Genomic DNA, 11,984 nt, shown 5'->3' with positions numbered 1-11,984 from the left:
GTCTTTTTTCTTTTATCAAAATGGATAATCCACCAAGCTCCACTCATCGCTGTATCCGATACTTAAATGGCAGATAACGTTGCCTTTATTATCTCGGAAACATTTTACTCGGTCTTTAAAGTAAAATATTTCTCGTTTTACAGTGTCAAGGGCGTCTTTATATTTCGCCTTTCCATCAGCGTCTCTTCCCCAACCAACTATTATAAGCTTTGAACCTTTTATAGCTTGTCTAACATATTCTACATTAACCATTTCAAATTTATCTTCTCTATTAATCAATCCGTTTTGCTCTTTTGATCTATAAGCATACAAATTAACAACTTCAACCTGTCCATAGCCTTTGCAAATCAGGTGATTCATTAAATTCATAACTGTCTTATCCATTATCAATTCTGTTGCATCGCTCGGATTTATTCCTACGAACGTAGCTTTAGGTTTCTCCTCATTCCACATCTTCGTTAATGAATATCTGTACTTTTGATTGTCAGAATAAATTGCTGTCGTCTTTAAATCATGCTCTTTTGTAATCATATTTCTCACCTCACTCCCTACAATTCTACCAAACCAAAAAGAAAGAACCAACCCGAAGGCCAGTCCTTTCCAGCAATCAGAATCGATTCATCTAATTTTAATCGCTAAGCTATACAAATCCATAACATTTAAGCAATATACAGCACCGCTTTTTTCACTCTTCAACATTTCTATTTCATCTGCAACGGTTAAGGCGGTATCCAATTAGGTATCATACAATCCATAGAAACTAGTCCTTTCCAATCGGTCTTAAACATAAACTGCTCTGATACCATTCTTTTTCTCTCATTAGACAGATTAGGATAATAAAAAGACATCCTCTACAGGGATTTCTGTCGGAATGGACTATATAAAAGCGACAGCCGTCTCTAATAGCAACTTTTTAGATATTATTACTCTAGCAATCAAATAGTGGTTTCACTAGAACTTCAACTACCGTTTGTATACAATGGATGCTAAACCAAACTATACAATTTGGAGGGATTCGGTATGTTGTCATTTCTACGATCACTGTACAAGTATAGTAAAGAGTGGCTAGGTTATTTGGTTACATATCTAAAAAACAATTTTATGACCAAGCATACAACCAATATGGAAAACATCGCATTAAGGAGCCAACTCGCATCGTATGTCCGTCGTTTTGAAAAAGAAAAAATTCCAACGCCACGTCCAACTCCTGCTTTCCGGCAACTCTGGGTGTTACTATCTAAGCACATGGAGAATTGGAAGAAATCTTTAGTGATGGTTAAACCCGACACTGTCATTCGGTGGCACCGAACTGCCTTCAAATTTTACTGGAAGCAGAAATCGAAAAAAATAGGACGGCCTACAATATCGCCTACAACAATCCAACTGATCAAACGAGTACATAAGGAAAATCCACTATTATCACCGGAGAAGATTCATGAAAAGCTCCAGTTACTTGGAATCGATAAGCCACCTGCACCCAACACTATTGCTAAGTATCTGCCAAGCTCCAGGAAACCACCTTCCGAGAAACAGATACAATCTTGGAAAACTTTCTTGCACAATCATCAGAATGAGACATGGGCAACCGATTTCTTTACGATTCCTACACTTACCTTTAACGTACTTCATGTCTTAGTGATCATCCACCATAAAACGCGTGAAATTGTTCATTTCAATGTTACGACCAATCCAACAGCGGAATGGACCATCCAACAATTCCGAAATGCAACGCCGTACGGTAAAGTTCCAAGATACTTGATTCATGACAATGACCCCATTTTCTGTTCCAAAGCATTTCAAGCTTTCTTACAGTCATCAGCCATTACATCAAAGAAAACTGCATACCGCTCACCTTGGCAAAACGCCTATGCTGAAAGAGTCATTGGTACGATCAAAAGAGAGTTGGTTGACCAAGTGATTCCGCTGAATGAGCAACACCTACGCGGTTTGCTTACGGAATACATTAAAGGCTATTACAATACCGACCGAACATATCAAGGAATTAACGGCAAGACGCCGATTCCTTCACCAGTTTACCTTCCTACATCAGTTGAGGATACAGTATTGGATGCAACGCCAATCTTAAATGGTCTCTATCACACTTATAAAAAAGCCGCTTAACCGAATCAATTGAATATTTTTCAAAAGCCTTGTGAAAAGGCTTATTTGGCATGTTCAACTTTATCTTCTCCTATATTTCGACACTCTTCTTCCCTTAAATTGCATGGTAAAAATCCTGAAATAGAGCTGAATAGAAAAAGCCCACCGGAGAAATCGAGGCCACTGAAAAAGTACAATACTGTTGATTTGCGCTTCAGTCGGACGCGTTCCGCGGCGCGGGCGGTGAGCCTCCTCGTTCGCGGCGCTTCGCTCTGCTTCCTGCGGGGTCTCACCTGTCCCGCTTATCCCGCAGGAGTCGCCGACTTACGCTCCAATCAACGGAGACTGCCAGGAATCAGAATTGGTTTTTGAATAAGTTAGCTTGACGAAGTCCACTACCAGTAAAAATAGGTAGTGGACTTCGTTTTATTTGGGGTATAATTGCCGTATTACATTGAGGTGGTGTCCCGATGATTTCAACCCAAGAAACATTGAATCTAAGTCCATACATGGCAATCTACGATATTGTCGTCCCAAAAGATAATATGCTACGCCAGATTGGCGAGCTTGTCGATTTCACATTCATCCTTGATGAATTGAAAAACAAGTATTGCTTGGACAACGGACGCAATGCAGTCCCCCCAATTCGGATGTTCAAATATTTATTGTTGAAGTCGATCTTCGATCTTTCAGACGTGGATGTAGTTGAACGATCTAAATACGATATGTCCTTTAAATTCTTTCTGGACATGGCGCCGGAAGATGACGTCATCAACCCGAGTTCATTAACGAAATTCCGCAAACTTCGTCTTAAAGATGTAGGTCTATTAGACATGCTCATCTATAAAACGGTTGATATCGCGCTAGAAAAAAAGTTAATAACGAGTAAAACCATTATCGTGGACGCAACACATACGAAATCAAGATATAACCAAAAATCACCCAAAGAGTTCCTGATGGAGAAGTCTAAGAATGTACGAAAGGCAGTCTATCAAATTGATGAATCAATGAAGGAGAAGTTCCCGTCCAAAACCACTTCCAACGAAGTGCAGGATGAGTTGGATTATTGCCAGAAAGTCATCACTGTCATTGAAAAAGAAGAGCACATCGCCCGTATACCAGCTGTTCAAGAAAAATTGAATGTGTTAAAAGAAGTGGTGGAAGATTTCGCAGAACAGCTCGATTTCTCAACAGATCCCGACGCGCGTGTCGGACATAAAACAGCAGATTCTTCTTTCTTCGGTTACAAAACACATCTCGCGATCAATGATGAGCGATTGATTACAGCTGCGATTGTGACAACTGGTGAAAAAAGCGACGGAAAATATCTGCAGGAACTGATTGAGAAAAGCCAAGGAACAGGAATGGAAATTGATACGGTCATCGGTGATACCGCCTATTCAGAAAAAGACAACATCCATTATGCAAAAGAAAACAAACTTCAATTGGTGGCCAAGTTAAATCCTTCCATCACACAAGGTGGCCGAGCGAAGGAAGATGAATTCGAGTTCAATAAAGATGCTGGCATGTATGTCTGCAAGGCTGGACATATGGCCATTCGCAAAGCACGTACGAATAAAAAGAATGTAGGAAAGAATCAACGACAAACCTATTATTTTGACATCGAAAAATGTAAAACATGTCCATTTAGGGATGGATGTTATAAAGAAGGTGCGAAAAGCAAGACCTATTCTGTGACGATAAAATCGACAGAACATAAAGAACAGGAAGCGTTCCAAAATAGCGAGGAATTCAAAGAGATAGCTAAATCTCGTTATAAAGTTGAAGCGAAAAACAGTGAAATAAAACAAAGACACGGGTATGATGTAGCCACATACGCGGGGTTATTTGGCATGCAGATGCAAGGTGCCATGACCATATTCGCAGTAAATCTTAAACGAATCTTGACCTTAATGAAGGAAGTAGAGTAAGAAATAACAAAGAAAAAGGCGACGAATCGGTCGAAATCGAACCGATTTGTCGCCTTTTTATATTTTTGTGCCTAGTACAACTTTAAAAACGCAAGTTTTTCAGTGGCCTCGAGAAATCGTAGTAATTTTTGTCCGGATGGACTTTTTGAAGGCGACAGCTGCATTCTGCTGAAACTCGAACATTATCGGACTTCATTTTGCTTGTCGAACTCGTCCATTCCCATTGAGCCTCTTATGCAGTTTCTGTCCATCGCTAGGGGATTTTGCCTCTGGCATTCTTCAAATTCCGCTCACGTTGGACACCCTTCCTTCATCCTTCAGCTTACAAATCCTACTACCAGGCTTGTAGTGAACTACATTCTCCAGTAAGTTATAGACCATGCCTAGCAGACTTAAAAAGCCCTTTAATCCATTATTAGGATTAAAGGGCTGATTTCCATTCAGCTAACTATTGCATATGAAATAGATTGGCTTGAATGTAAATTAACTTATTACTTTGTAACAGTTACAGTAACATTATCTTTATGAGCAGCAATTGGATTAGCTGTGAATACAACTTTATCCTCTGTGCTTGTTACAGTCCATCCAGCTAAGTCAGCGAATGCATTCGCAATTTTAGTTGCTACTTGAGTTTTCGTATCTCCAGCTTTAACTGCAACAGTTTTTTCTACTTCTGTGCCATCGTTAAATTTCACTTTAATGCTACCATCAGCATTTGTAGTACCACTAACAGTAAGTGTTTCCACTTGAGCTGTTCCAGGAGTTTCAGCTACTCCTTTTACACCAGTAGTAACTGATGTAGCACTAACAGTTCCAGCTGCTGATGATTTAGTAGCTGTTAAAGCTACACCATCTGCTTTACCTGTTTTTTCTTTAAATGTTAAAACAGCAGCATTAGCAGTAACTGTATACTTTTCTTTTAATGTAGCATGTGCCTCGACAAGAGTTTTTACTGCAGCTGCTGCTTCTGTTCCATCAGCCGCGTCTGCTGTTAGTGTTAATACTTCACCATCAATTGTAACAGTATCGTTAGCTTTAAATTCGTTTGCAAATGTTACAGTATCCTCACCAAGTACTTCCGGTGTTCCAGGGTTTGTTGCAACACCAGGAGTTGTGTGAGCGAGTGATCCAGTGATGTTAGCTGCAGGATCAACTTTATCAGTTGTTACACTGAAATTAGCAATTGGGTTATTTAGAACTGATTTGTCTGTGATGTATTTAGCACCATCGACAGAAACACGGTACGCAGTTTTAGCTTCACGAGCATCCGCATCTTTAAGTTCAATTACAATGTCCTTACTTCCATCAGCAACAGCTACAGAATAACCATTTCTAATATCCAACTTCTTATTATCCGAGATACGGACAACAGAAACTTCGCTATTCAATAGCTCACCGACATTAGTAGTTGTAGTCAATGCTTCAGAGAAAGTAAGTTTAATCTTACCGTCAGCTGTGAATACTGGATCTCCATCTAATACTGGAGCTACAGAGTCTAATAGATCATCACCTTTAGTGATGGCTACGTTGCTAGTTGCACCTTTGTTTCCAGCAATATCTTCAAGTCCAGCATAGTTTACTCTAAGTGCTAGATTATTACCATCTGTATCGATGTTCGAGTTGAATTTAAGCGTTACAATTGATGTACCATCTACATCAATAGAGCTGATTGTTGGTCCACTAGCAGTTGTAAATGCAGCTGAAGATGCTGAGTTAATACCAGTAGAGAACTTAACTTTTACAGTTCTTCTGTCTACTAATTCTGCTACTGCATCATAGTCACTGTCAATTTTCACAAGTTTTAATTCAGTAGCTTGATTTGTGATAGGAACTTCGTTATCAGTACCGACGTTTGTGAATTCTTGCAACAGATTACCTGCAGCATCTTTCACACCAAGTACAGTAAGTTTGTTGATATTTACTTCATTTGTATTTGGTGATTCAGATGAAGTAAAGACAACCTTTTTACCATTGAAAGTTTCAACAAAGCTAATGATAACAGCTGTGCCGTCTTGTGTAATTGCAATGTCTGCCATATCAGCAGTTAGTGTTTGTAAAGTGCCGTTAATTGTAACTAGGTAATTTGAATAATCAGCTAGTGTTGCAACATCCATTTTTTCGTTGAATTTAAGAACTACACGAAGATTTGTTGGATTCACAACTTTAGAATCAAACTTAGGACCTGTTTGATCTCCTCTAACAATCTTACCAGTGAAATCTAGCATTGTGTTTTTAAGTTTTGTTGCATCCTTAACATTTTTAACTGTAAGTGAGTTTTCGCCTACTGATAGGCTTGTATACAATTCAACGTGTACAGATTTTTTATCAGCAGATAATGTTGCGTCTTTAACAGAAATGACTTTACCATTTTTATCAGTAACAACGTAGTTACCTACTGCTTGAGCACTTGTAGAATCAAGAGCTTTTGAGAAAGTAACTGTAAATTCTGTTGCACTTGTAGCTGTTACTTTTCTTACTTCTGGACGAGTTTGGTCAATCTCAGGTGTTACTGAAACTTTTGTATCTTTCGCAATTTCGTTACCAGAGTAATCTTTCACGCCTTCAACAAAGATATCTACTTTTCCAGTTGGAAGAGAGTTATCTGGATTTGATGTTGAGAAAGTGAATTTGTATTTGTTATCAGCTAAAGCTTCTGGAGTTCCAGTTGCTGTTTTCTTAGAGTCACCAGATTTCCAGTAAACTTTTGAAGCCGATACAGTAGAAGCGTCAACGTCTTCAGAGAAAGTAATTGTTACACTTTCCAATGTAGCTGTTGCTTCAACGATTGTAGGGGCTACTTTATCTTCAACAACTGTGAAGTCATGTGTTGAATTCAATGAAACGAATCCAGCAAAATCCTTAACTCCAGAAACAGTTAGTGTATGATCGCCAACTGCAAGAGCAGAAGTACTGAATGGTGTTAGAATAGCTGATTTATTACCAGCACCCATGTCGATTCTACCGAAGAATGCTTTGCCATCTAACGTGAAGTTGCTTTGTTGCAAGTCTGTAACTGGCTCAGTGAATGAAACTTTTACTGATTTAGTTCCAAGAGACTTGATTTCAGTAACTTCTGGAAGTTTGTTGTCTGAAACGTTAAACTCAACATTCTTTTCGTTGATTGTAACGTCGCCAGCTTTAACATTGGATACAGAAATTGCTTCTGTTTTGTTGTTTGTAAGAGTACCTTCCAATGTAACTGTAACTGATTTTTGATCAGCTGAAATAGCTACGGATTTAATTGCTTTACCTGATTTCAAAGCATAGTTCGCTTTGTCAGTAGCTGTATCTTCATCAACTGTACCGTCGAATGCTACTACAACTTCTTTCAGGTTAGTCGCACTTTCCGTTCCAATACCGCCTCCATAAAAAAGGGGCTTCATCCCTTATGTATCAAGGGATGAAGCCTCTTTTTGCACCATTTTATAATTCACGTTAAGGATGTTTATGCGGACTGAACCCATTCGGGAATTCGGTGAGCAAAGGCTCAATCAACTCCCGGTGTAAAATCGTTGGGTTCTTTATACTTCAAAAATGAGAACGGCTTCATACACCCCCTTCCCGTAAGGGGGACTTACATACTCTTTACCCCATCACAGCAGCCAATTCCTTTTCACATGGTTGAAGGAAAAGGCGCTATGCAAGCAGCCTGTTGAGTTAAGCTCGTTCCTGTATGATTTGAATGCTGCCATCGGCATAATGGTGAACGAGTTGACCTTTTTCATTCAGATACGCAATTCGTCCTTCCTCTCCATTCGCTTGAAATGATTCGTACAATGCCGTTGCGCCAGTCAGAGTTAATGCCAAATCAAATGAGTCTTTTATTTCAAGATCATTGGACTTACGAAATGGTAACTTTGCGTGTCTTGCAACGGCCATTACTTTTTCCAATTGCTCGTAACTTACTTTAGAAAGGTTGAATTCCTTTGCTTTTTGTAGGATGTTATCATACATATCGGTCACTCTTATCACTTCACTTTATTTTATTAGCTCAGTAATCATTTGGGCTTTTATAACCAAAGCCCATGTAATGATTTGATGGCGAAGCCAATTCCTCTTTCTTTAATAGTTCTTTATACAAGCTTTTATTATAGTAATTATACTGATCATTTAGAGGTGGTTGAAGTTTGTTTATTAAGTAAGGTTCATATAATTTTCTTTTGTAATCACTTTCTTCACAAAAGAGTGAAACACCCCTGTAGTAATCACTGAAATAATAATCAGCTCTCGATCCTCCGTTTTTCCCAATCCATTTCTGATAGATTCTTAGATACAAGTCATTTGTATTTCCAATATTGAGAATGCCTCCATCTTCACCGTACAAAAAATTAATTCCCCCTTTATATTTGTACTTTTTTTCTTTATTTACAAAATATCCAATGTCACCTGTGAAATCCATAGGAGGTATTTCAATATCGATCCCTTGGATTGATTTATTCCTAACAATATAATCATGTAATTCCTCAAAGAGAATCCTATCTTCGCTTGAATATTTTCTCTCAAACAAATTAATCTGCCTATTTAGATTTATATCTAATTTAGTTATCTTCATTTCATCACCTATGGAAGAATTTAAACAACAACCTTGCTCACCGTACAAAACCATTTGAATTTTGAGATTAGATTATTAAAGGTCGTTGCATCTACTTGATTGCCAAATTGATTTTGCTGTATCCCTCCTACAGCGACCCACCAATTTCATGTTGACTTTTATAACACGATCTAATCAACTATTCAAATTCCGATAAGTCTTCAAAATGATCCTCTGCAGCTCCTGCGGGATACAAACGTTTGCTATATTCCAGTCCACCGTCCACCGCTACCTTTTCACAAGAACACCAAGTAAGATCATGTTCACTTTTCGACTCAATAACATCCCCACAATGTGTACATCGAATTCTATTTCTCTTTAGCTTTCTCATTATTTTGCCCCCCAGAGTATTTCCATGCTATTACCCATTATTCTATCACTACAACGCTCAATGGACTGGTAAAGATTAGAGAAATGCAGGAAACATGTCTATGGGAAACTGAGAAACTGTAAACTATTGTAGTTCAAAATAAATAAGTGACAGGAAGTATATAGAGAGGATATATTGGCAAGGATGGTTGTAGATGCTTTTATGGTTACCAATATACGTTACCAATAGAGAAACTATTGACACAGACTAAAAACAATAACAATGTTAGAAGAGATTTTGTCGAGTGGCTATGTCCTATTAAGGTTTCTTACGAGAAATGAAACACGCGGAGTTTTGGTTAAGGCAAAATAAAAAAGCCTTCTATTTAATAATTAATAAAAGGCTTGAAAACTATATTCAATATAGTTGATTGGCAAGGATTCTGGGACGGATTACATCCACTCATCATACATCTCCTTACGGGCATGATCATGTAATTTGGCATAGATTCGAGTTGTATGGAAACTTTCATGGCCCATCAACGCTTGAATATATACCAGCGGCATACCCTTTCTTGCCAAGTGCGCTGCAAGCGTGTGCCTCAATGTGTGTGGTGTTACCTTAAACTCTAATCGTTTCGAGTAATACCTAAACCACTCTGCTAACATATTGGAATTTTTCGGAAGTGTCCCATCTGAATTGAACAATAAAAAAACAGATGGTGAGTCGTCCGACCGACTGTCAAGATATGCCTTCAAGTGTTCTGCGCATTCAATTGTGAATAAGACGATACGCCCTACTTTTCGTTTCCCTTCTGGAATCACAATATATCGTTCTGACCAGTTGATCTCCGTTTTTTTCATTGCAATCAGTTCACTAATTCTTGCACCAGTAGCATACAAGACTTCCATGATTGCTCTCTCCTGAATTCGCCCTTTTAAGAATTCACGAAGCTGAGCAAGCTGTTCCATTGATAAATACTGTGGTAGTTTTTCTTCTTCATAAACATAATTAATATTGTTGGTTGGATTCTGCGTGATAAAGTCTTCTTCTATGCAATATCTATAGAAGTTTATTAAAGCGGCTAGCTTAGTGTTAAGGGTACTTGGTTTGTATCCTTTTTCTGTCGATAGATAATTCAACCAACTCCGGATATCACTTTTTGTAATCTCTTCAAATGGTTTTCCTGAGTAAAGTTGGAATTGTCGTAACGCAGTTTTAAAGAGCTTTAACGTACCTGGTTCCATTCGAAATTGATGATCAAATAGGAATTGCTTGATGATGGTTTCTATATCCATCTCCAGTCCTCCTTATCCCATATATTTGCGGTACATTGAAATAATTTGTTGTTTTGGTAGTCGTGCATAAATTTGCGTTGTCTTGATATCGGAATGACCCAATTCATCCGCGATAAACATAATGTCAGCCCCTTTTGCTAATAAAACCGTTGCAAACGTATGCCGAAGTCGATGTGGGTGGAGAGAACCCGGTAGTTCTGCCTTTTCCCCCAAATTCCTCATTGACCTACCTACCCAATTAGCAGATAGACGTGTGGGGGGTTCCTTATGTGTGACAAAGAGGGCAGGGTGGTCATCTTTTCGCGATTGGAGGTATCGTTCTAAGAGAAGTGCTGTCATTTCAGAAAAATGGACTTGGCGAATCTTTTTTCCTTTACCACCAACGCGTGTCGTCCGATTTTCAAAATCGATATCTGCCTTATCCAGACGATGAACCTCCCCAATACGGCAACCTGAAGTAAGCGTAAACTCAAAGATTACCCTATCTCTAAGTGGTAAATCCTCAAGTAGCCGACGAATTTTCGAAGTTTCCTCTTTCGTCAGGTATTTAGGGATAGGCTTCTCAGCACGGGGATACCAACGCTTTTTGATTGGTGACTTTTTTATATATTCTTCTTCCACACAGAATTTATAAAATGTCGAAAGAGCGCTGATATGAAATTTAATGCTGTTTTTTTTAAGCCCCGTATCATTTTGAATTAACCATTTTTGAATATGATCCGAGGTGAGGGCTGCATAGGATGCCTTTTCCTCTTTGAAAAAGGTTTGATAGAAAATCCTGTAATTATTAATCGTGTAAAAGCTTCTATTTGCTACTTTTAAACTTAATAAATACTCATTAACTACCTTTTGATTCTCAGCATTCGGTAGTTGTATTTTCAGTTCCCAGTACCTTTCCATTTTTCTCTTCTCCTTCTATTAAATTTGGAATTGATCATACTTTTTCTTTCGTGCATGATTCATGAGGCGGGTATAGATACGCGTACTGTTAATATTCGCATGACCCAGCAATTCCTGAATGTAGGTAAAGGTCATGCCTTTTTCTGCTAAATGCGCGGCAAATGTATGGCGCATGGTATGTGGTGTTACCCTAAATCCTAAAATTGCCGAGTATTCTCGAAAAAGCAACTCTACTAAATCACGACTTAGCGGTTCGCCTCTATTATTTGAAAAGAGGTATTCGCTGTTAAAACTACGTTGGTCCAAATATGGCTTTAATCGCTCAGCACAATCATGTGTAAATAAAACAAATCGTTCTTTATTTCCTTTCCCTTTTCGTATCCAGATCTGGCGAGTATCCCATTTTATATCTTCTAACCTGATATTCAGTAGCTCACTGATACGTACTCCTGTTGCATATAGGGTTTCCAATATCGCACGGTCCCTCAGATTATCTTTGAGTAATTCCTGAAATAATGCGAGTTGTCTTTTATCCAAATAGTAAGGAAGCGAATCCTCCTTTTTAGGTGTTCGTACTCTTTGGGCAGGATTTTTTTCCAATATGTTCTCTTCCATGCAATAATTATAGAATGATTTAACAGCTGTCAATTTCAATTCAACACTACGCGGCTTCAACCCATCGTCAGTCAGATAAGACATCCAATCGCGAATATCTTTTGTTTTTACCGCACCGTAATTTTTTTCACACCAAGAAAAGAATTGAGTGAGGGCAATATTATAAGCACGTACGGTTTCCGGGCTAAATCTATTCTTATTGTCATTGAAGAAGAGTTGTATAACTTCTTTATTCAAAG

Annotated in this window: 10 protein-coding genes; 2 read left to right on the top strand and 8 right to left on the bottom strand. The window is 38.4% G+C overall.

Annotated features, from left to right (window positions below):
* Positions 1–15: 15 nt before the first annotated feature.
* The gene (locus tag QWT69_RS02705) at positions 16–531 is read right to left on the bottom strand and encodes a DUF1643 domain-containing protein (RefSeq protein ID WP_317968725.1); all 516 of its coding nucleotides are present in this window, start codon (positions 529–531) and stop codon (positions 16–18) included.
* A 489-nt stretch (positions 532–1,020) separates the two neighbouring features.
* On the opposite strand from QWT69_RS02705, the gene QWT69_RS02700 reads away from it, so the two are divergent.
* Both QWT69_RS02700 and QWT69_RS02695 read left to right on the top strand, forming a co-directional pair.
* On the top strand, positions 1,021–2,121 hold the full coding sequence (locus QWT69_RS02700) for a DDE-type integrase/transposase/recombinase (protein WP_317968723.1): 1,101 nt from the start codon (positions 1,021–1,023) through the stop codon (positions 2,119–2,121).
* 449 nt (positions 2,122–2,570) lie between these two features.
* Positions 2,571–4,031 carry an IS1182 family transposase gene (locus QWT69_RS02695; protein ID WP_317967491.1) on the top strand — a complete coding sequence of 487 codons (1,461 nt, stop codon included), beginning with the start codon at positions 2,571–2,573 and terminating at the stop codon, positions 4,029–4,031.
* Between the two features lie 491 nt (positions 4,032–4,522).
* Here QWT69_RS02695 and QWT69_RS02690 read toward each other — a convergent pair whose 3' ends face one another.
* From QWT69_RS02690 to xerA, 7 genes are all read right to left on the bottom strand, one after another.
* The gene (locus QWT69_RS02690; RefSeq protein WP_317968721.1) at positions 4,523–7,414 is read right to left on the bottom strand and encodes a hypothetical protein; all 2,892 of its coding nucleotides are present in this window, start codon (positions 7,412–7,414) and stop codon (positions 4,523–4,525) included.
* A gap of 274 nt (positions 7,415–7,688) precedes the next feature.
* Positions 7,689–7,985, bottom strand: coding sequence for a hypothetical protein (locus QWT69_RS02685; RefSeq protein WP_317968719.1), 297 nt, complete (start codon positions 7,983–7,985; stop codon positions 7,689–7,691).
* A gap of 37 nt (positions 7,986–8,022) precedes the next feature.
* Positions 8,023–8,583 carry a hypothetical protein gene (locus QWT69_RS02680; RefSeq protein ID WP_317968717.1) on the bottom strand — a complete coding sequence of 187 codons (561 nt, stop codon included), beginning with the start codon at positions 8,581–8,583 and terminating at the stop codon, positions 8,023–8,025.
* Between the two features lie 178 nt (positions 8,584–8,761).
* Positions 8,762–8,953, bottom strand: coding sequence for a DUF7695 domain-containing protein (locus QWT69_RS02675; protein WP_317968716.1), 192 nt, complete (start codon positions 8,951–8,953; stop codon positions 8,762–8,764).
* Positions 8,954–9,384: 431 nt separating this feature from the next.
* Entirely contained in the window at positions 9,385–10,230 is an 846-nt protein-coding gene (locus QWT69_RS02670) for a tyrosine-type recombinase/integrase (protein ID WP_317968715.1), read from the bottom strand.
* 12 nt (positions 10,231–10,242) lie between these two features.
* Complete coding sequence (locus QWT69_RS02665; protein ID WP_317968713.1) at positions 10,243–11,130, bottom strand: tyrosine-type recombinase/integrase; 888 nt, start codon at positions 11,128–11,130, stop codon at positions 10,243–10,245.
* 18 nt (positions 11,131–11,148) lie between these two features.
* Positions 11,149–11,982 carry a site-specific tyrosine recombinase/integron integrase gene (gene xerA, locus QWT69_RS02660; RefSeq protein WP_317968711.1) on the bottom strand — a complete coding sequence of 278 codons (834 nt, stop codon included), beginning with the start codon at positions 11,980–11,982 and terminating at the stop codon, positions 11,149–11,151.
* Positions 11,983–11,984: the final 2 nt, after the last annotated feature.

The sequence above is a fragment of the Sporosarcina oncorhynchi genome (assembly GCF_033304615.1).
GTDB lineage: Bacteria > Bacillota > Bacilli > Bacillales_A > Planococcaceae > Sporosarcina > Sporosarcina oncorhynchi.
The sequence above is the reverse complement of the archived record's forward strand: the minus strand, read 5'-3'. Positions and strand labels throughout refer to the sequence as shown.

Bases quoted from the DNA above. Each gene is read 5' to 3' on its own strand.
- QWT69_RS02705 (WP_317968725.1), bottom strand. From the start codon at position 531: ATGATTACAAAAGAGCATGATTTAAAGACGACAGCAATTTATTCTGAC.
- QWT69_RS02700 (WP_317968723.1), top strand. From the start codon at position 1,021: ATGTTGTCATTTCTACGATCACTGTACAAGTATAGTAAAGAGTGGCTA.
- QWT69_RS02695 (WP_317967491.1), top strand. From the start codon at position 2,571: ATGATTTCAACCCAAGAAACATTGAATCTAAGTCCATACATGGCAATC.
- QWT69_RS02690 (WP_317968721.1), bottom strand. From the start codon at position 7,414: ATGAAGCCCCTTTTTTATGGAGGCGGTATTGGAACGGAAAGTGCGACT.
- QWT69_RS02685 (WP_317968719.1), bottom strand. From the start codon at position 7,985: ATGTATGATAACATCCTACAAAAAGCAAAGGAATTCAACCTTTCTAAA.
- QWT69_RS02680 (WP_317968717.1), bottom strand. From the start codon at position 8,583: ATGAAGATAACTAAATTAGATATAAATCTAAATAGGCAGATTAATTTG.
- QWT69_RS02675 (WP_317968716.1), bottom strand. From the start codon at position 8,953: ATGAGAAAGCTAAAGAGAAATAGAATTCGATGTACACATTGTGGGGAT.
- QWT69_RS02670 (WP_317968715.1), bottom strand. From the start codon at position 10,230: ATGGATATAGAAACCATCATCAAGCAATTCCTATTTGATCATCAATTT.
- QWT69_RS02665 (WP_317968713.1), bottom strand. From the start codon at position 11,130: ATGGAAAGGTACTGGGAACTGAAAATACAACTACCGAATGCTGAGAAT.